Source organism: Denitratisoma sp. agr-D3, assembly GCF_054658675.1.
On sequence record NZ_BAAGIA010000003.1, the window covers coordinates 301134 to 320440 of the forward strand.

At 64.5% G+C, this 19307-nt stretch carries 21 protein-coding genes; 12 read left to right on the top strand and 9 right to left on the bottom strand.

Translation table 11 applies throughout. The features are described 5' to 3' along the window. Positions 1 to 2: 2 nt before the first annotated feature. Both ACYQ2U_RS09965 and ACYQ2U_RS09970 read right to left on the bottom strand, forming a co-directional pair. Positions 3 to 782, bottom strand: a complete 780-nt coding sequence (locus tag ACYQ2U_RS09965) for an ABC transporter ATP-binding protein (protein WP_459950213.1) — start codon at positions 780 to 782, stop codon at positions 3 to 5. 53 nt (positions 783 to 835) lie between these two features. Beyond that, positions 836 to 1885, bottom strand: a complete 1050-nt coding sequence (locus ACYQ2U_RS09970) for an ABC transporter substrate-binding protein (protein WP_459950214.1) — start codon at positions 1883 to 1885, stop codon at positions 836 to 838. 356 nt (positions 1886 to 2241) lie between these two features. Between ACYQ2U_RS09970 and ACYQ2U_RS09975 the strand changes: the two genes are divergently transcribed. The 7 genes from ACYQ2U_RS09975 (at position 2242) to ureG (ending at position 7459) form a co-directional block, all read left to right on the top strand. Continuing rightward, positions 2242 to 3105 carry an urease accessory protein UreD gene (locus tag ACYQ2U_RS09975; RefSeq protein WP_459950215.1) on the top strand — a complete coding sequence of 288 codons (864 nt, stop codon included), beginning with the start codon at positions 2242 to 2244 and terminating at the stop codon, positions 3103 to 3105. Positions 3106 to 3211: 106 nt separating this feature from the next. Continuing rightward, positions 3212 to 3514 carry an urease subunit gamma gene (locus ACYQ2U_RS09980; RefSeq protein WP_459950216.1) on the top strand — a complete coding sequence of 101 codons (303 nt, stop codon included), beginning with the start codon at positions 3212 to 3214 and terminating at the stop codon, positions 3512 to 3514. 12 nt (positions 3515 to 3526) lie between these two features. Next, on the top strand, positions 3527 to 3850 hold the full coding sequence (locus ACYQ2U_RS09985) for an urease subunit beta (protein WP_459950217.1): 324 nt from the start codon (positions 3527 to 3529) through the stop codon (positions 3848 to 3850). A 78-nt stretch (positions 3851 to 3928) separates the two neighbouring features. Further along, entirely contained in the window at positions 3929 to 5635 is a 1707-nt protein-coding gene (gene ureC, locus ACYQ2U_RS09990) for an urease subunit alpha (RefSeq protein ID WP_459950218.1), read from the top strand. A gap of 2 nt (positions 5636 to 5637) precedes the next feature. Next, entirely contained in the window at positions 5638 to 6156 is a 519-nt protein-coding gene (gene ureE, locus ACYQ2U_RS09995; protein ID WP_459950219.1) for an urease accessory protein UreE, read from the top strand. Further along, on the top strand, positions 6153 to 6830 hold the full coding sequence (locus ACYQ2U_RS10000; protein WP_459950220.1) for an urease accessory protein UreF: 678 nt from the start codon (positions 6153 to 6155) through the stop codon (positions 6828 to 6830). The genes ureE and ACYQ2U_RS10000 overlap by 4 nt, the downstream gene beginning before the upstream one ends. Continuing rightward, positions 6827 to 7459, top strand: coding sequence for an urease accessory protein UreG (gene ureG / locus ACYQ2U_RS10005; protein ID WP_459950221.1), 633 nt, complete (start codon positions 6827 to 6829; stop codon positions 7457 to 7459). The genes ACYQ2U_RS10000 and ureG overlap by 4 nt, the downstream gene beginning before the upstream one ends. Before the next feature lie 63 nt (positions 7460 to 7522). On the opposite strand, the gene phaR is transcribed toward ureG, so the two are convergent. From phaR to phaC, 4 genes are all read right to left on the bottom strand, one after another. Then, on the bottom strand, positions 7523 to 8068 hold the full coding sequence (gene phaR / locus ACYQ2U_RS10010) for a polyhydroxyalkanoate synthesis repressor PhaR (protein WP_459950222.1): 546 nt from the start codon (positions 8066 to 8068) through the stop codon (positions 7523 to 7525). Between the two features lie 99 nt (positions 8069 to 8167). Next, complete coding sequence (gene phbB / locus ACYQ2U_RS10015; protein ID WP_459950223.1) at positions 8168 to 8914, bottom strand: acetoacetyl-CoA reductase; 747 nt, start codon at positions 8912 to 8914, stop codon at positions 8168 to 8170. 70 nt (positions 8915 to 8984) lie between these two features. Beyond that, positions 8985 to 9725 (bottom strand): acetoacetyl-CoA reductase, encoded by a 741-nt coding sequence (phbB, locus tag ACYQ2U_RS10020; protein WP_459950224.1) that lies wholly within the window; start codon positions 9723 to 9725, stop codon positions 8985 to 8987. Between the two features lie 87 nt (positions 9726 to 9812). Beyond that, entirely contained in the window at positions 9813 to 11501 is a 1689-nt protein-coding gene (gene phaC, locus ACYQ2U_RS10025; RefSeq protein WP_459950225.1) for a class I poly(R)-hydroxyalkanoic acid synthase, read from the bottom strand. A gap of 261 nt (positions 11502 to 11762) precedes the next feature. On the opposite strand from phaC, the gene ACYQ2U_RS10030 reads away from it, so the two are divergent. The 4 genes from ACYQ2U_RS10030 to ACYQ2U_RS10045 are packed head-to-tail and all read left to right on the top strand — an operon-like array spanning position 11763 to position 15087. Then, positions 11763 to 11972: a YdcH family protein gene (locus tag ACYQ2U_RS10030; protein ID WP_459950226.1), complete on the top strand. Its 210-nt coding sequence runs from the start codon at positions 11763 to 11765 to the stop codon at positions 11970 to 11972. Positions 11973 to 11997: 25 nt separating this feature from the next. Further along, on the top strand, positions 11998 to 13161 hold the full coding sequence (locus tag ACYQ2U_RS10035; protein ID WP_459950227.1) for an efflux RND transporter periplasmic adaptor subunit: 1164 nt from the start codon (positions 11998 to 12000) through the stop codon (positions 13159 to 13161). A gap of 34 nt (positions 13162 to 13195) precedes the next feature. Next, positions 13196 to 13870, top strand: a complete 675-nt coding sequence (locus ACYQ2U_RS10040; protein WP_459950564.1) for an ABC transporter ATP-binding protein — start codon at positions 13196 to 13198, stop codon at positions 13868 to 13870. A 5-nt stretch (positions 13871 to 13875) separates the two neighbouring features. Further along, a complete protein-coding gene (locus ACYQ2U_RS10045; protein WP_459950228.1) occupies positions 13876 to 15087 on the top strand; it encodes an ABC transporter permease in 1212 nt (403 codons plus the stop codon). Between the two features lie 56 nt (positions 15088 to 15143). Here ACYQ2U_RS10045 and ACYQ2U_RS10050 read toward each other — a convergent pair whose 3' ends face one another. Beyond that, the gene (locus tag ACYQ2U_RS10050; protein ID WP_459950229.1) at positions 15144 to 15389 is read right to left on the bottom strand and encodes a DUF2789 domain-containing protein; all 246 of its coding nucleotides are present in this window, start codon (positions 15387 to 15389) and stop codon (positions 15144 to 15146) included. Between the two features lie 166 nt (positions 15390 to 15555). Between ACYQ2U_RS10050 and ACYQ2U_RS10055 the strand changes: the two genes are divergently transcribed. Then, positions 15556 to 16728, top strand: a complete 1173-nt coding sequence (locus ACYQ2U_RS10055; protein ID WP_459950230.1) for a GGDEF domain-containing protein — start codon at positions 15556 to 15558, stop codon at positions 16726 to 16728. Between the two features lie 26 nt (positions 16729 to 16754). On the opposite strand, the gene ACYQ2U_RS10060 is transcribed toward ACYQ2U_RS10055, so the two are convergent. Next, a complete protein-coding gene (locus tag ACYQ2U_RS10060) occupies positions 16755 to 17663 on the bottom strand; it encodes a bestrophin family protein (protein ID WP_459950231.1) in 909 nt (302 codons plus the stop codon). Positions 17664 to 17809: 146 nt separating this feature from the next. Continuing rightward, on the bottom strand, positions 17810 to 19303 hold the full coding sequence (locus ACYQ2U_RS10065) for an ammonium transporter (protein ID WP_459950232.1): 1494 nt from the start codon (positions 19301 to 19303) through the stop codon (positions 17810 to 17812). Positions 19304 to 19307 lie beyond the last annotated feature (4 nt).

A 19307-nucleotide genomic window follows, 5' to 3' on the forward strand; every position in this document is an offset into this window, starting at 1 on the left:
CCTCAGGCTGTGCGGATGCGACCGATGTGGTCCCGCAATTCATGCACGTAGTGGGCGAAGGGCTCGGTGTAGGTCACTTCGATGTCCCGGGGCCGGGGCAGGTCGATTTCCCGCCGCACCAGAATGCGGCCGGGACGCTTGCTCATGACGTAGACCGTGTCCGCCAGGAAAACCGCCTCGCGCAGATCATGGGTCACCAGGATCACGGTGAAGGGTTGCTGCTGCCACAAGTCGCGCAACATGCACCAGAGCTCCTCGCGGGTGAAGGCATCGAGGGCGCCGAACGGTTCGTCCAGCATCAGCAGGCGGGGCTGATGGATCAGGGCGCGGCAGATGGAAGCCCGCTGCTGCATGCCGCCGGAGAGTTCCCAGGGGAACTTGTCCTCGAAGCCGGCCAGTCCCACCTTGGCCAGCAGGGCCCGGGCCCGTTCCTCGTAGGCCGCTTTTTCCTTTTTCAGGGCGGCGCGATGGGGCTGGACGATTTCCAGGGGCAGCATCACGTTCTGCAAGGTGGTGCGCCAGGGCAGCATGTTGGCGTTCTGGAAGGCCATGCCGACGATCTTGAGGGGACCACCCACCTCGCGGCCGTCCACGTAAACGTAGCCGGAGGACGGCGGCCGCAGGCCGGAAATCAGCTTCATCAGGGTGGACTTGCCGCAGCCGGAAGGGCCGACCACGGCGACGAACTCACCTTCCCGCACGTGCAGGTCGATGTTCTCGATGGCCATGGGCCCACCCTCGGCATAGGACAGGCTGACGTTCTCGAATTGGACGAAAGACATGGAATTCTCCGCACCATCGCGCGCCGGACCATGCCGGCGCGCGATCGATGCCGTTACTTGATCAGACGGTCGGCCTTGGCGGGCAGGAAGGCAGGGTTGAACAACTCATTGCCGGCGGGCACCTTGGGCAAGCTGTAGGCCTCGGCCGTCTCGGCGATGGAGCGTTGCAGACGATCGGGCGACACGGCGCCCAGTCCCAGTTGCTTGGCTTCAGGCGTGACCACGCTGGTGGTCAGGGCCAACTTGAGGCGACGGGTTTCCAGGGCCACGTCGATCAGGGGATCGCGCTCCTTGACGGCGGCGATGGAGGCATCGGGATTGGCGATCACTTCCTTGAGGGCCTTGTTAAAGGCGCGCAGGAAGCCTTCCACCGCCTTGGGATTTTCCGCCATCAACTTGGGGCTGGCGATCACGGCGTTGCCGTAAAGCTCGACGCCGTAGTCTGGATAGCGCATCACGGCGATGTCCTCTGGCTTGACGCCGCGGGCTTCCAGGTTCAGCAGGCTGGTGAAGTAAAACCCGGTGATGCCGTCCACTTCGCCGCGGGCCAAGAGGGTTTCCCGCAGGGTGGGATCCACCGTCTGCCACTTGACGCTGGCGGGGTCGAGCTTGTTGGACTTGGCGAAAGCCGGCCAGGCCTTGCGACCACCATCGAACACCGGCGCGGCCAGGGTCTTGCCCACCAGGTCGGCGGGCTTGTTGATGCCGGACTTCTTCAAGGAGAACACGGCGGCGGGGGTCGCCCCGTACACCATGTAGATGGCCTGCACCTTGGAGCCCGGGGTCTTGGCGTCATACTCGACCAAGGCGTTGAAATCGGCGAAGCCCATGTCGTAGGCCCCGGTCACCACGCGGGTGATGGCACCGGCGGAACCGGCCCCGGCATCGATGGCCACATCCAGGCCCTCGGCGGCGAAATAACCCTTGGCCTTGGCCAACAGGAAGGGTGCGGCCGGACCTTCAAAGCGCCAGTCCAAAGTGAAACGGATCTTGACCGGGTCGGCAGCCTGGGCGACGGGCAACATCGCGGCCAGGCCAATACCCAACAGGGCGCCGAGCAGGCCGCGACGGAACTTGGAAACAGGGTGAGTCGATTGCGTCATGGTGATTTCCCTTGAAAACAAAACGGACATCCTCTCCTTAGCAAGCACCGTGCTCACTTTGCAATAAATTTTGTATACACATTTAAAAGCAAGGATCGGCACGGCCTCGCCGCCAGTCACACCGTCCCGCAAGGACATCCAGCCCAGACGATAACGCCCAACTCTGTGCGCAACCGCATCAAACCGCACCAAAGAAAGGCATTGACCATGCAAGCGGCGCCGCTTTGCCCGGCCCTCGTTGAGGGAAATGCGCCCATATTTTCGTATACACTTTTGTTTACAATGCAACACTAGGCCAAGCGCAAGACAGGCATAGGGTATGCTTTTGAACGATGTCCATTACGCCCGCCGGTACCATGCCCGCACCCGCCGCACTTTCCTACACCGTCCCCCAGGCCGAACCCTGGCAGGCCAACCTCGACCTGGCGTTCCAGCGCCGGAACGACGCCACGGTGCTGACGCGACGGGAACACCAGGGCCCCCTGCGGGTACAAAAAGCCCTTTATCCGGAAGGCCCCGGCTGCTGCCACGTCATTCTGCTGCATCCCCCCTCCGGCATTGCCGGTGGCGATCACCTGACGATTCATGCCGAATTGGGCGGCCACAGCCATGCGCTGCTGACCACCCCGGGTGCGGGCAAGTGGTACCGCTCCCTGGGGCCGGAAGCCCGTCAGTCCATCGCGTTTCGCCTACGGGCGGACAGCTTGCTGGAATGGCTGCCCCAGGAGAACATCTTTTTCGATCAGGCACTGGCCCGCAGCGAGCTATTGGTCGAGATGGAACCGGGTAGCCGCTTCGTCGGCTGGGATGTCTTCTGCCTGGGGCGGCGCGCCGCTGGCGAACAATTTCGTAGCGGCCAGTTGCAGCTCTGCACCCGCCTGACCGGCCCCAACGGCCCGCTCTGGCTGGAACAAGGGCGCATTTCCGGCGGCGATCCGCTGTTGGACTCCCCCGTCGGCATGGCAGGCCGCAGCGTTTGCGCAACCCTGTTGGCTGCCGGTCTTGATCTGGATGCCGAGCTGATCGACCGCTGCCGCGCCCTGTCGCCCAGGGAAAGCGATGCACAAACCGGGGTTACCCGTCTCCCTTCCCTGCTGGTGGCGCGCTACCTGGGCCATTCCGCCGAAAGCGCACGACTATGGCTGACGGCCCTGTGGCAGCAACTACGGCCGACAGTTGCCGGTAAGGAAGCCCAGCCCCCGCGGATTTGGAATACGTAAAAATGCGATGGCCCGCTCTGACCGCCGCACGGACAATAGCCAGCCTTGACCAACGGCAAGGCCGCCCTTTATTTACCCGCCCCTTTGTTTGAACTGAGGATCGACCATGGAACTCTCCCCCCGCGAAAAGGACAAGTTGCTCATCTTTACCGCCGCATTGCTGGCGGAAAGACGCCTTGGCCGCGGTCTCAAACTCAACTATCCCGAAGCGGTGGCCCTGATAACGGCCGGGATTCTGGAAGGCGCCCGGGATGGCAAGACCGTCGCCGAATTGATGAGCTATGGCACGACCTTGCTGAGCCGCGACCAAGTCATGCCGGGCGTGGCGGAAATGATTCCCGAGATCCAGGTGGAAGCCACCTTTCCGGACGGCACCAAGCTGGTCACGGTCCATCACCCCATTATCTGATCGGAGCCCGTCATGATTCCAGGTGAACTGCAAGCCGCCCCCGGCGACATCGAACTCAATGTCGGCCGCCGCACCCTGACGCTGGAGGTAGCCAACACCGGCGACCGGCCGATCCAGGTGGGCTCCCATTACCACTTTGCCGAGACCAATGAAGCGCTGGCCTTTGACCGGGCTACCGCCCGGGGCATGCGGCTGGATATCGCCGCCGGAACGGCCGTGCGATTCGAACCGGGACAATCCCGCACCGTGCAATTGGTGGATTACGCCGGACTACGACGCGTGTATGGCTTTCAAGGCAAGGTCATGGGCAGTCTGACGACAAGCCCGAGCAAGTAAAGACAAGGTGCGCCCTGTTCCCTGCCCCGCACGGGGACCGTATCGGGGCACCCCGCAACGCAATTTTTCGGAGGCAACGTGAGCACGAAAATTTCCCGACAAGCCTATGCCGAGATGTTCGGCCCCACGGTGGGAGACCGCCTGCGACTGGCGGATACCGAGTTATGGATCGAGGTGGAGAAGGATTACACGATCTATGGCGAGGAAGTGAAATTCGGCGGCGGCAAGGTGATCCGCGATGGCATGGGCCAAAGCCAGCAGGTATCGGCCGAAGTAGCGGATACGGTGATTACCAATGCCCTGATCGTGGACGCGGTGCTGGGCATCGTCAAAGCCGACATTGGCATCAAGCACGGCCGCATTCAGACCATCGGCAAGGCGGGCAATCCGGACGTGCAACCCGGCGTCACCATTCCCGTCGGCGCGGGCACGGAGGTCATTGCCGGTGAAGGCATGATCGTCACGGCAGGCGGTATCGACACCCACATCCACTTCATCTGTCCACAGCAGATCGACGATGCGCTGATGTCGGGCGTCACCACCATGATCGGTGGCGGCACCGGCCCGGCTACCGGCACCTTCGCCACCACCTGTACGCCGGGGCCCTGGCATATCCATTCCATGCTGTCGGCCGCCGATGCCTTCCCCATGAACCTGGGATTTCTCGGCAAGGGCAACGCATCGTTACCGGCACCGCTACGGGAGCAGGTCCAGGCCGGTGCCATCGGTCTCAAGCTGCACGAGGATTGGGGCACCACTCCGGCGGCCATCGATAACTGCCTGACGGTGGCCGATGAGCTGGACGTCCAGGTGGCGATTCACACCGACACCCTCAACGAATCCGGCTTTGTCGAATCCACCCTGGCGGCGTTCAAGGGGCGCACCATCCATACCTTCCATACCGAAGGGGCGGGCGGCGGTCATGCGCCGGACATCATCCGCGCTGCGATGATGCCCAACGTACTGCCTTCCTCCACCAACCCCACCATGCCGTACACGGTGAACACCATCGATGAGCATCTGGACATGCTGATGGTTTGCCACCACTTGGACCCAGCCATTGCCGAAGACATCGCCTTCGCCGAATCGCGCATCCGGCGCGAAACCATCGCGGCGGAAGACATCCTCCACGACATGGGGGCGTTCTCCATGATGAGTTCCGACTCCCAGGCCATGGGCCGGGTCGGCGAAGTCATCATCCGCACCTGGCAAGCCGCCCACAAGATGAAGGTACAGCGCGGCAGCCTGGCGGAGGACAAGGCCGGTAGCGATAATTTCCGTGTCAAGCGCTACATCGCCAAATACACCATCAACCCTGCCCTCTCCCATGGCATTGCCCATGTCGTGGGCTCGGTGGAACCCGGCAAGCTGGCCGATCTGGTGCTGTGGCGCCCCGCCTTCTTCGGCGTCAAACCCAGTCTGATCCTCAAGGGCGGCATGATCGCGGCGGCGGCCATGGGCGACCCCAATGCCTCCATCCCCACGCCTCAACCGGTTCACTACCGTCCCATGTTCGGCGCCTTCGCTGGCGGCCTGCGCACCTCGCTGACCTTTGTCTCCCAAGCCGCCCTGGACAATCCGGCGGTCGCCGGCCTGGGATTGCGCAAGCCCTTGGAAGCCGTCAAGAACTGCCGTCAAGTGGGCAAGAAAGACATGGTCCACAACGGCGCCATGCCCAAGATCGACGTGCATCCCGAAACCTATCAAGTACGCGCCGACGGGGAGCTGCTGGTCTGCGAACCCGCCAGCGTGTTGCCCCTGGCACAACGTTACTTTCTGTTTTGAACATGCTGGTCATTGAACAATTCGCCTCGTCCGACGCCGCCGCCAGCGAAGAACTGCGGCTGCCCTTTGACACCCGCTGCAAAAGCCGCTTGCGCACCCGTCTGGTCAGCGGCGAGGAATGCGGCCTTTTCCTGGCGCGGGGAACCGTCCTCCGCCAGGGGGACAAGCTGCTGGCCAACGATGGCCGCGTGGTGGCGGTGAGCGCCGCCGCCGAACCCCTGATGGAGGGCCTCAGCGACGACCCGCTGCTGCTAGCCAAGGCCGCCTACCACCTGGGGAATCGCCATGTGGCCGTGGCCCTGGCACCGGGCCGGATCCGCTTTCTCAAGGACCACGTGCTGGGAGACATGGTGCGCGGCCTGGGTTTGCCGGTGATGGAAATCGACGGTCCCTTCGAGCCGGAAAACGGCGCCTATGGTGCCCATGGCGGCCATAGTCATCCCCACGGTCATAGCGCCGATGGCGAAGGCCGTGGCCCCCGTATCCACGATCACTTCCAGGGCCACGGTTCGCGCCCATGAGCCTCGCCCTGACCCGCCTGCTGCAACTTTCCAGCCCGACTCTGCCGGTCGGTGCCTACACCTATTCCCAGGGGCTGGAGTGGGCGGTGGAACAAGGCGCCATCCGCGATGAGGCCGATGCCCGGGTCTGGATCGAAGACTTGCTGCAATGGAATCTGGCCCGCTTTGAGGCCCCCTGGCTGGCAGCTTTCATGGCAGCCTGGCAGGCGGGCGACAATGCCCGTCTGGCCGCCTTGGATGCAGATTTCATCGCCAGCCGGGAAAGCGCCGAACTGCGGGCGGAAACCCTGCAAATGGGCCATTCCCTGAAACGCCTGCTGGCAGATCTGCCGGACTTTCCCCTCGACTTCATGGCCCCCATGCCGCAACAGCAAGAGGTGAGCTTCCCCCTGGTCTGGAGCGGCGCCGCAGCAGCCTGGGCGATCCCCACGGCGGAGGCCGTCACCGCCTATCTCTGGGCCTGGGCCGAAAACCAGGTCATGGCTGCCTTGAAAACCGTCCCCCTCGGCCAGACCGCCGGTCAGCGCCTGCTGGCCCACCTGGGTCGGCTCATTCCTTCCCTGGCGCAACAGGCGCTGACGATGGACCCGGCGGCGTGCAGCAACTTCGCCCCCGGGTTCGCCATTGCCTGCGCCCGACATGAAACCCAATATTCACGACTCTTTCGCTCATGACGACTTCCACTTCCCCCAGCACCCGCCCGGCCCTGCGCGTCGGCATCGGCGGCCCCGTCGGTTCCGGCAAAACCGCCCTGACCCTGGCGCTGTGCCGTGCCCTGCGCGACAAGTACAACATCGCCGCCGTCACCAACGATATTTATACGGAAGAAGACGCCCAATTCCTGGTCAAGCATGCGGCATTGCCGCCGGAGCGCATCATCGGCGTGGAAACCGGCGGCTGCCCCCACACGGCCATCCGCGAGGATGCCAGCATCAATCTGGAGGCGGTGGACCGGCTCAACGCCCGCTTTCCCGGCCTACAGATCGTCTTCATTGAAAGTGGCGGCGACAATCTGGCAGCCACCTTCAGTCCCGAGTTGTCGGACCTGACGCTGTATGTGATCGACGTCTCCGCCGGAGACAAGATCCCGCGCAAGGGCGGACCGGGCATCACCAAGAGCGACCTGTTGGTGATCAACAAGATCGATCTGGCCCCTTATGTGGGTGCGTCGTTGGAAGTCATGGACCGGGATGCCCGCAAGATGCGGGGGGAACGTCCCTTCCTGTTCTCCAACATGAAGACAGAAGAAGGATTGGACAAGATCATCCGCTTCATCGAACAGCAGGGACTGATGCTGGCCTAGTCCCTGCCTGACGGCCCTGGTCGCCCTGGGCGGGGCTTCGGCCCCTTGGTCCAGCGTGGCGGATTACTTCTTCTCGCTGCCGGTGCCGGGGAAAGGAAAACCGGTGAACATCTTGCGCGACTGCTCCTGCATGTTGTCCTGCATCTGCTGGAACATCTTGCGCGACTGTTCGACGTAGGTGCCCATCATGTTCTGCATGGCGGGCCCCTGGAAGCTGAGGAACTGGCTCCACAACTCCTTGTTGGCGGCGGGGTTGTCGCCGTAAATGGTACGGGCCTGGTCCTGGAGCTTGGCCTGCATCTCGGTGAAGGCCTTGACGTTGGTTTCCAGGTACTTGCCCATCATGCCCTGCATGGCGTTGCCGTAGAAACGGATCATCTGGGCCAGGATGTCGGAGCTGAACATGGGCGTGCCGCAGGCCTCTTCCTCCAGGATGATCTGGAGCAGGATGCTGCGGGTCAGGTCCTCGCCCGACTTGGCATCCACCACCTGAAACTCCTCCTGCTTCAGGACCAGCTCCTTAACGTCCGCCAGGGTGATGTAGCTGCTGGTCTGCGTATCGTAGAGACGACGATTGGGATACTTCTTGATCAAGCGTAAATCGGACACTGCCCTGCTCCTCGGTGCCGGCCCTTGTGCCGCTGGCCGGTATGGTTGTCATGTCGTCGCCGCGCGCCCCGCCGTGGCGGAGCGCGGCGACGGCGGGGATTACTGGTAGTACAGGCCGCCGTTGATGTTCAGCGTGGCGCCGGTGACGAAGCCGGCGATTTCGGAAGCCAGATAGACCACGGCGCCGCCGATTTCCTCGGGCTTGGCCAGGCGCTTCATGGGCACGGAATCGACAATGGTGGCGAGGATTTCGGGCTTGATCGCCATGACCATCTTGGTCGCCACGTAGCCGGGTGCGATGGCGTTCACGGTCACGCCCTTGGCAGCCAGTTCCTGGGCCAGGGCCTTGGTGAAGCCGATCACGCCGGCCTTGGCGGCGGAGTAGTTGGTCTGGCCGGCCTGGCCCTTGACGCCGTTGACGGAAGAAATGTTGATGATGCGACCCCAGCCCTTTTCCACCATCTTGGCGGAGACCTGCTTGGTCATGTTGAACAGGCTGGAAAGGTTGGTGTCGATCACGGCCTCCCACTGGCCCTGTTCCATCTTGGCGAACATCTTGTCGCGGGTGATGCCGGCGTTGTTAACAAGGATGTCGATGGTGCCGCCGGCCTTGGCTTCGGCCTCGGCCACGAGCTTTTCACAGGAAGCGAAGTCGGACACGTCGCCGGCCACCAGGATGAAATCCTTGAACCCGGCAGCTTCCTGTTCGGCCTTCCATTCGTCGGGCTTGTCGAATTCGGGGTGATAGGCGGCAACCACCTTGCAACCCTCTTTTGCCAAGGCTTGGCTGATGGCGGTGCCCAGACCACCCAGGGCCCCCGTGACCAACGCGACTTTCTGACTCATTGTTAACTCCCTTTGATTGTGGTGAAAACGCCGCGGGCCGCCCCCACAAGACAGGCGGCCCGCGTGGCGGTCAGAACATATGCTGGCCGCCGTTGATGGAGATGTTGGCCCCGGTGACGAAAGCCGCTTCGTCGGAGGACAGATAGGCCACCAGACCGGCGATTTCCTCGGGCTTGCCCAGCCGGCTCATGGGGATCTGGGGCAGGATCTTGGAATCGAGCACTTCCTTGGGAATGGCGGTGACCATCTTGGTCCCGATATACCCCGGGGAAATGGTGTTCACGGTCACGCCCTTCTTCGCCACTTCCAGCGCCAGGGCCTTGGTGAAGCCGTGCATGCCGGCCTTGGCGGCGGAATAGTTGGTCTGGCCGAAGGCACCCTTCTGGCCATTGACGGAAGAGATGTTGATCACCCGTCCCCAACCGCGTTCGGTCATGCCGTCCACCACCTGCTTGGCCATGTTGAACACGGAATCCAGGTTGGTGCTGATCACCGCATCCCAATCCGCCTTGGTCATTTTCTTGAACGTCATGTCCCGGGTGATGCCGGCGTTGTTCACCAGCACGTCCACCGGGCCAAGGTCCTGCTCGATCTGCTTGACGCAGGCCTCGCACGAAGCGTAGTCGGCCACGTCACAGGGATAGGCCTTGAAACCATAGCCCATGTCATTCATGGTGCGCAGCCAATCCTGAGCCTTGGTATTGCCGGGGCTGTGAGTGGTCACCACCTTGTATCCCAGCGCCGCCAGCTTGATGCAGATCGCCTCGCCGAGTCCTCCCATACCTCCTGTGACCAGTGCAACTCTTTGCATGATTCATCTCCTCAGTTTTTGTCAGCCGATACGATGCATCCAAGGCGACCGTGACAGCATCAGCACATTTGAATGCACCTGTCGTCATTATGCTCTTTCCTTGACGTATCGGCCCGGAGCGGGCTCCAGGGGAGGAAACTGATCATTGCCCAGGCGGCCCCGGGCGGCCATCTTGCGGCCGGCAAAGCCGGCCAGCCACTCGGACCAGGCCGGCCACCAGCTGCCCTTGACTTCCGTGGCGGAGTCCAGCCAGCGGTCCGCCGCGTCGTCCCGCGTGCCGCCAAGCCAATGGCTGCGCTTGCCGCCGGCGGGCGGGTTGATCACGCCGGCGATGTGGCCCGAGGCGCCGAGGACGAACACCGTCTCGCCGCCCAGGCACTTGGCGGAATCGTAGGCAGAGCGCCAGGGCACGATATGGTCCTCGCGGGCGGCGAGGATGAAGGCCGGCATGTCTACCTTGCCGAAATCCACCTTGACCCCGCAGACCGGCGTTTTGCCAGGCACCTTGAGGTTGTTTTCCAGGTAGGTGTTGCGCAGATACCAGGCGAAGAAGGGACCGGGCAGATTGGTGGGGTCGCAGTTCCAGTAGAGCAGGTCGAAGGCCATCGGCTTGCCGCCCTTGAGGTAGTTGCCCACCACGTACTGCCAGATCAGGTCGTTGGGCCGCAGGCTGGAAAACACCGAGGACAGTTCCTTGCCGGGGAAGACGCCGCCCTTACCCAGAGTCGCCTCCCGGGCCTGGACGCTGGTTTCGTCCACGAACATGCCGATTTCGCCCGGATCGGCGAAATCGAGGAAAGTGGTGAGCAGGGTCAGGGACTTGACTGGGTCCTGCCCCCGTCCCCGGGCCACGGCCAGGGCCGTGGTCAGCAGCGTGCCACCGACGCAAAAGCCCAGGACATTGATCTGCTTGACCTTGGCGATGGCCTGGGTCACGGCCACGGCCTTGAGCACGCCGTCCTCGACGTAGTCGTCCCAAGTGAAATGGCCTTGCTCGGCGCGTACATTGCGCCAGGACACCAGGAACACCGTATTGCCCTGTTCCACCGCGTAGCGGACGAAGGAGTTTTTCGCCTGCAAATCCAGGATGTAGTACTTGTTGATGCAGGGTGGCACGATCAGCAGGGGCCGCTGCCCCACCTTGTCGGTCAGGGGCGAGTACTGGAGCAGTTGGAAGACCTCGTTCTCGAACACCACCGCTCCGGGCGTGGTCGCCAGGTTGCCGCCCACGCTGAAGGCGGCATCGTCGGTCATGGAGATGCGGCCCTTGTCCAGGTCTGCCAGCAGGTTCTGGATGCCCTGGCGAATGCTTTCACCGCCGGTTTCCAGGGCAGTCTGGATCACTTCCGGATTGGTGGCGGCGTAATTGGAGGGCGCCAGGGCGTCCACGCACTGGCCCACCAGGTAGCGCAGGCGCTGACGTTTTTTCTCGTCGTCCACCGGCAGCTTTTCCGCCATCTGGCGCAGATAGTCGGCATTGAGCAGATAGGCTCGGCGCAGATAGTCGTAGATCGGACTGCCTTCCCAGGCCGGATGGGCGAAACGCTTGTCGGCGACGGGCTCCACCGGCGGCACCGCCTGGGCGCCGTCCTTGGCCGCCTCGGCCCGGGAACGCTCAACAAAGGTTTGCCACAGGTGGGCGTGATGGCCCAGCCAATCCCGTTGCAAACCGCTGAGTTCCGCCGGGATGGGCGGGAAAGGCATGCCCTGGGGCGCCGCCCCGGCCGCGAAGGGTTGCGTCCCCAGCCCGGGAAAAGCGGATTGCATCTGCTGCATGAACTGCTGCATTGCGGCAGCAAAATCGGCGGCGGGAGGGAATGGGGCAGAAGAATCCGGCATGGGGCGTCCTGTCTGGCCTCGGCATTACCCAGTGCAAGCCGAGTGCGGGGAATTTTGCAATGCACAAAAAACCCTGTCAAGGAAATTCATTTAAACCAGAAATGAAGTCAAAGTGAAATAAACGCGCCCATCCCAATCCCATGAACGGGCAAGGGAATATCGTTGCCAAGGGGCGCCGCGCCGTCATAACATGGCGCCATGGACCTTCACGACACCCCGGAAACCCTCCGCGCCCGCCTCCACGAACTGCGAGTGGAGCATCGGGACCTCGACGACGCCATCTCCCGGCTGGTGGAAGCCCCTGCCCAGGATGAACTGATGCTGCGCCGCCTGAAGAAGCGCAAGCTCCAGCTCAAGGACCGCATCAGCCTGGTGGAACGCCTGCTGGCCCCCGACGATCTGGCTTGACCGTCGCGGACGGTCCCTTCCTGCCATGAAAAACCTCCTGTTGAAACGCCTGCTGCCCGGGCTGCTGATCATCGCCCTGCTGGCGGGCGGCTTCAAGCTGCTGACCCGGCCCAAGCCCGTGGCCGTGCTGGTAGCCGCCGTGGCTGCCGGTCCGGTGGAAACCACCGTGGCCAATACCCGGGCCGGCTCCGTCACCGCCTGCCGCCGGGCCAAGGTGGCGCCGCCGGCCGCCGGCCGCATTGCCAGCCTGCCGGTGAAAAAAGGACAACGGGTCAAGACCGGCGAACTCTTGCTGGAACTGTGGAACGACGACCTGCTGGCCCGGGAGCGCCTGTCCCGGGAGCAACTGGAAACGGCCAAGTCCCGGGTGGTGGAAACTTGCCAACTGGCCCTGGCCGCCCAATCCGAGGCCCGCCAGGCGCGCAGCCTGCGGGACAAGGGCTTCGTCTCCGAGGAACGCGTGGTCCGCGCCGAGGCCCAGTCCCGTTCCAGCCAGGCCACCTGCGACTCGGCCAAGGCCGGCGTCAAGGAGGCCGAGGCCCGCATCGCCGCTTCCCGTGCCGATACCGCCCGCACCGTGCTGCGGGCGCCGTTTGCCGGCATCGTCGCCGAGATCAACGGTGAACTGGGCGAATACCTGACACCTTCGCCGCCGGGCATCCCCACCCTGCCGGCGGTAGACCTGATCGACGACAGTTGCCTCTACGTCTCCGCCCCCATCGACGAGGTGGATGCCGCCAAGCTGGCGGTGGGCATGAAGGGCCGCATCACCCTGGACGCCTGGCGCGGCAAGCATTTCGACGGCAAGGTGCGGCGCATCGCCCCCTACGTGCTGGCCCTGGAAAAACAGGCCCGCACCGTGGAAGTGGAAGTGGAATTCGACGACCCCGCCGCCGTGCAGAAGGAAGGCCAGTTGCTGGTGGGCTACTCCGCCGACATCGAGGTAGTGACGGAAACCCGCGCCGAAGCCTTGCGCATTCCCACCGCCGCGCTGATGCCGGGCAACAAGGTTTTGGTGCTGACCGGCGAAGGGGTATTGGAGGAGCGCAAGATCGAGCCGGGCCTCGCCAACTGGGAATACACCGAAATCAAAAGCGGCCTCGGCCAGGGCGAGCGGGTGGTGACCTCCCTTGACCGGGAGGGCGTCAAGGCCGGCGCCCGGGCGGTGGTGGATGCCAAGCAGCCCTGAGATGGCAAGCGCCATCGCGGGCGACGGCCCCGCCATGATCGAACTCCACGGCATCCAGCGCAGCTACCGGGTGGGGGACGAGACGGTACACGCCCTGCGCGGCATCGACCTCACCATCCGCGCCGGCGAATACGTTTCCATCATGGGGCCTTCCGGTTCCGGCAAGTCCAGCCTGCTCAACATCCTCGGCCTGTTGGACCGGCCCAATAGCGGCGACTACCGACTGGACAGCCGCGATGTCACCGGCCTGTCCGATGACGAACTGGCCCGGGTACGGCGGGAAAAGATTGGCTTCGTCTTTCAGTTCTTCCACCTGGTGCCCCGCCTCACCGCCGCCGAGAACATCGCCCTGCCCATGGTGCTGGCCGGCATCGACCCCGCCGAGCGGCAGCGACGTCTGGCCGTGCTGCTCGACCAATACGGTCTCGAAGCCCGCGCCGGCCATCGTCCCGACCAGCTTTCCGGCGGCCAGTGCCAGCGGGTGGCTATCGCCCGGGCCATGGCCATGGCGGCGCCCGTGATCCTGGCCGACGAACCCACGGGCAACCTGGACCGCCACACCGGCCAGGAGGTCATGGCCCTGCTGGAAGGCCTACACGACGCCGGCGGCACCCTGATCATGGTCACCCACGACGTGGAACTGGGCGCCCGTGCCCATCGCCGCCTGCGCATGGTGGACGGCCAATTGGTGTCCGACGAACGCGGCTGACCGCCATGCGTGCCGCCGACCTCCTCGACTTCGCCTGGCAGGTGGTGCGGGGCAACCGCAACCGGACCCTGCTGATCCTGCTCGCCATGGGCATCGGCGTCGCCGCGGTGGTGGTGGTCACCTCCATCGGCGAAGGGGCGCGGCGCTATGTGCTCAACCAGTTCGCGGGCCTGGGCGCCAACCTGGTGATCGTCCTGCCGGGCCGGGCCGAAACCGCCGGCGGCATTCCCGGCTTCATCATCGGCAAGACGCCGCGCCTGCTCACCACCGACGACGCCCTGGCCCTGGCCCGCAGCCCGGCGGTGCGCCGCATCGCCCCGCTGATCGTCGGCGCCGGCGACGTGCATTGGAACGCCCGCACCCGGGAGGCCCCCATCCTCGGCACCACGGCGGAATTCATCAGCGTACGCCAGATGGACATGGGCCAGGGCGTGTTCCTGCCCGAGGGCGATCCCCACCACAGCCAACCGGTGTGCGTGATCGGTGCCAAGGTGCGGCGCGAACTGTTCGCCGGCAGCCAGGCCGTGGGCGAATGGCTGCGCATCGGCGACCGGCGTTTCCGCGTGATCGGCGTCATCGCCCCCCAGGGCCAGTCCCTCGGCTTCAATACCGACGAGGTGGTGGTGGTGCCCCTGGCCGCGGCCCAGGCCCTGTTCAACAGCGAATCCCTGTTCCGCGTCATGATCGAGGCCAAGTCCCGCAGCGCGGTCCCCCAGGCCCAGCAGGACGTGGAGGAAATCATCCGCCTGCGCCACGAGGGAGAACGGGACGTCACCGTCATCACCCAGGACGCGGTGCTGTCCACCTTCGACCGCATCCTCGGCGCCCTGACCCTGGCCGTGGGCGGCATCGCCGCCATCAGCCTGTCGGTGGCGGGCATCCTGATCATGAACGTGATGTTGATTTCGGTGACCCAGCGCAAGCGCGAGATCGGCCTGCTCAAGGCCCTGGGCGCCACCGGCGGCCAGATCCGCCTGCTGTTCTTCACCGAGGCGCTGCTGCTGGCCCTGGCGGGGGCCGTGGCCGGCCTGGCCTTGGGCAAGCTGGGGCAGCTCCTGGTCGCCCAGGCGGTGCCCAGCATTCCCGTCACGGCGCCCTGGTGGGCCGTGATCGCGGCGCCCTTCACCGCCATCGTCACCGCCGTGCTGTTTTCCGTGGCACCGGCCCGCCAGGCGGCGCGGCTGGACCCGGTGCTGGCCCTCTCGGCGCGCAAATAGCCCGCCCGCAACCGCTCAGGTCAGGAACCAAAGCCGCGTTGGCGGCAGAAACAGCCTCAGCCCTTGGCTTGTCCCCGCAAGCGCAGGTTCAAGAGGTCAACCACCGCCGCCCAGTCGGCATCCTCCAGGATTTCCACTTGCAAAAACGCGGCCTGGGCCGGCGACCAGAAGGGCCCGTCCGCCAGGGCGATGTCGTCGGGCAGGGGCGCGTGGGCGGCGATGAAGGCGTCGATGGAGGTATCGTCCGAAGGCAAACCCAGTTGGGCGAACAACTGATTCATGGAGTGTTGCGAATATTCCATATCCCTCTCCTTTCCGAATTGGCACGAGCCTATACCAGCCGTCGTGGACTGTCCATGACAGCACAATTCACGGGCCGTGAAGAATCCTCACCGCGAAAAAGAGGACCGGAGCAAGGGAGAAATTTTGACTAACATGCCCCCTCTCGACGAAGGGATAGACGCCTCCATGAAGCCAGAAACATTCCTCGGACGACTGCGCGCCCAAGCCTGGTCCTCGATCCTGATCGCCTTGAGCCGGCAGGAAATCGCCTGGTTGCTGACGCCCGGGGACCATCTTTCCCTGCTCGACAGCCGCCGCGCCGCCATGATCATCTCCCGGGTCAAGCTGGTGGCCGCCCTGTTTGCCCTCCTCACTCCCCTCTGGCTGGTGCTGGACATCCTGGCCTTCCCGGCGGAGATCTGGCACGGCCTCATGTATTGCCGCATCGCCGCCACCGTGGCCTTCGCCGGCCTTTTCCTCATCCCTTTCCAGCAATACAGATTGTTCGACGCCTATCGCGCCCTGGTGCTGCTGCTGGCGATCCCCACCGCCTTTTTCATCTACAGCTACCTGCACATGGCCCAGTTCAAGCTGCAAGGGCTGGGCGAAGCCTTCGCCGTCGGCTACGCCTACCTGCCCTTCGTCATGCTGGCCGGCCTCTCGATCTTCCCCCTCACCCTGCTGGAAAGCGCCATCTTCGCCACGCCGATGCTGCTCAGCCAGATCCTGGCCGCCTATCTCAACTTGCAGGTCCTGTCCTGGCCCACCTTCGCCGCGTCCTTCTGGCTGCTTCTACTGATCACGGCGGTTTCCACCCTGGCCGGCATTTCCCAACTGGCCTTCATGATCGTGCTGGTGCGCGAAGCCGCCCGGGACCGCTTGACCGGCTGTTTCTCCCGGGGCAGCGGCGAGGAACTGCTCCAGCAACAGTTCGCCCAGGCCGTCCGCCAGGGACAAGCCTTGACGGCCGCCTTCATCGACATCGACCACTTCAAGCAGGTCAACGACGTCTTCGGCCATGAGGCCGGCGACCGCCTCCTGTCCGGCGTCGGCCTGGCGCTGTGGCAATCGCTGCGACACGGCGACGTGCTGGTGCGCTGGGGCGGCGAGGAATTTCTTCTGGTCATGCCCGACACCGATCGGCATCAGGCTGAAATCGCCCTCCACCGTGCCATCGCCACCGGCCTCGGCCTGCGCCCCGACGGCACCCCGGTCACGGCCAGCATCGGCATCGCCGAACGCCTGGCCGACGCCTGCCGCGACGACAAGACCCTGGTGGAAACCGCCGACGCCCGCATGTACGCCGCCAAACGGGCGGGACGCAACCGCATAGTCTGTACCGACGAAGCAACCACCTAACATCCCCCGCCGCGAGGACGCAGCAGTCAGCTCAGGACGCAATTCTGGTCCGGCTGGCGGGGCGGCGGCGGGGTTTCTCCCAGCAACTCGCGCAAACTCGCTTCGATGCCCGTCACCAGGGCGTCGAGAGGCAGGTCGTTGTCCTGGAGGCCGAAGGGTTCCTCGATTTCGTGGCTCAGCTCTTCCAGGGTGAAGAAGGTGTAGGAAACAAAGGCCACCACCAGGGGCATCATGATGCCCACCGTCTGTTCCAGGCCGAAGGGCAGCAGGATGCAGTACAGATAGGCGCTGCGATGGAGGATGACCGTGTAGGCGAAGGGCAAGGGCGTCGCGGCGATGCGCTCGCAGCCGCCCCAGCACTGGGATAGCCGGTCCAGGGTTTCCTCCATGTGATGGGCGAGGACGGGGTCCAGTCCCGCGTCCCTCAGCTTACGGATTTCCTGCCCCAGCCAAAGTAGCAGTGCCAGGGGCACGTTCTGTTTGTCCTGCACCGACGCCAGTACCGGCGCGGGCAACAGGGGCGCCAGATCCCGCTCGGCGGCCTGGCCGCGCAGGTGGTTGCGCATGGCGGCGGCGAAGGCCCCCAGGCCGAGAACCAGGTTGCGTACCGACGTCGTTTGCGGCGCAAAAGTCAGCGCCTGCCGGGCCAGGTTGCGCGTGTCGATCAGGAGCGCGCCCCACAGCTTGCGGGCTTCCCAATAGCGGTCGTAGCTGGCGTTGATGCGAAAACCGAGAAAGATGGCCAGGGCGACGCCCATCAGGGAGAACGGCGCCGAGGTGAGGTTCAGGTGCAGCCGAGCCAGGTCGTCGCGAAAAAACACCACGACGCACGACAGCAGGAAGATGAAGCCCTGCTGCGGCAAGACCTTGTTGACGATGGAGCCTCGCCGGACGAACAGCATGCGCAGCCAGGGCAGACGGGGACGAACGATCATGATGGATGGAGGTGGCGCGTGACAGACGCGGCCATGTTACCGGCGCCGGCGATCCTCCATGTTTGAAGGATGAGGCCGTCGGGCCAGCCAAGAAAAAAGCGGGCGCCGAAGCGCCCGCAAACTGGTAACACCACTACAAAAGAAACTTACAGGTGATAGGCGGACTCGCCGTGGGCGGTGGTGTCGAGACCTTCCCGCTCCTCTTCCTCGCTGACGCGCAGGCCGATGGTCTTGTCCACGATGAAGTAGGAGATCACGGAAACCACGCCGGACCAGACGATGGCCGTACCCACGCCCCACAATTGGCTGATCACTTGGGCGGTCATGTCGAAATCGCCCACCTTGTTGGCCACGTAGTCGTAGACGCCGGCACCGCCCAAGTCGGGGGAAGCGAAGACGCCGGTGAGGATGGCACCCAGGATGCCGCCCACGCCGTGCACACCGAACACGTCCAGGCTATCGTCGGCGCCCAGCAGCTTCTTCAGGCCGTTGACACCCCACAGGCACAGCGCGCCGGCAGCGAGGCCGATCACCAGGGCACCCATCGGGCCGACGAAGCCGCAGGCCGGGGTGATGGCCACCAGGCCGGCGATGGCGCCGGAAGCGGCACCCAGCATGGAGGGCTTGCCCTTGAAGATCCACTCGCCGATGGTCCAGGACACGGTGGCGGCGCAGGTGGCGAGGAAGGTGGTGAGGAAGGCCAGGCTGGCGGAACCGTTGGCTTCCATGTTGGAACCCACGTTGAAGCCGAACCAGCCCACCCACAGCAGGGAAGCGCCGATCATGGTCATGGTCAGGCTATGGGGCGCCATGGCTTCCTTGCCGAAGCCCACGCGCTTGCCCACCATATAGGCACCCACCAGGCCGGCAACGGCGGCGTTGATGTGCACCACGGTACCGCCGGCGAAGTCGATGGCACCCTTCTGGAACAGGAAGCCTGCGGTGGCGGTGGCGGCATCAGCAGCAGCAGCGTCGGTGTAGGCGTCGGGACCGGCCCAGAACCAGACCATGTGGGCCAGGGGCAGGTAGCTGAAGGTGAACCACAGCACCATGAAGACCAGCACGGCGGAGAACTTCACCCGTTCGGCGAAGGAGCCGATGATCAGGGTGGGCGTAATCGCGGCGAAGGTCATCTGGAAGGCGATGTAGATCAGTTCCGGCACGACCACGCCCTTGCTGAAGGTGCCGGTCACGCTATCCGGCGTCACCCCCTTGAGGAACAGCTTGTCGAAGCCGCCGAAGAAGGCATTGCCCTCGGTGAAGGCCAGGCTGTAGCCGTAGATGCACCAGAGCACGCCCAGCAGCGAGAAGGTGACGAACACCTGCATGGCCACGGAGAGCATGTTCTTGGAGCGCACCATGCCGCCGTAGAACAGGGGCAGGCCGGGCACCGCCATCATGATCACCAGCAGGGTGGCGACGATCATCCAGGTGGTGTCGCCCTTGTTGGGCACGGGCGCCGGCGCGGCTTCGGCCGGGGCAGCCGCGGGAGCAGCCGCAGGGGCCGCGGCCGGCGCGGCGGCGGGTGCCGCTGCCTCGGTGCTGGCGGCCACGGGGGCTGCGGGCTTGTCGTCGGCCAGCGCGGGCGTGGCCAGGGTAAAGGCCCCGAACAGGGCCAGGAGTGCAATCAAGCGCTTCATGTCG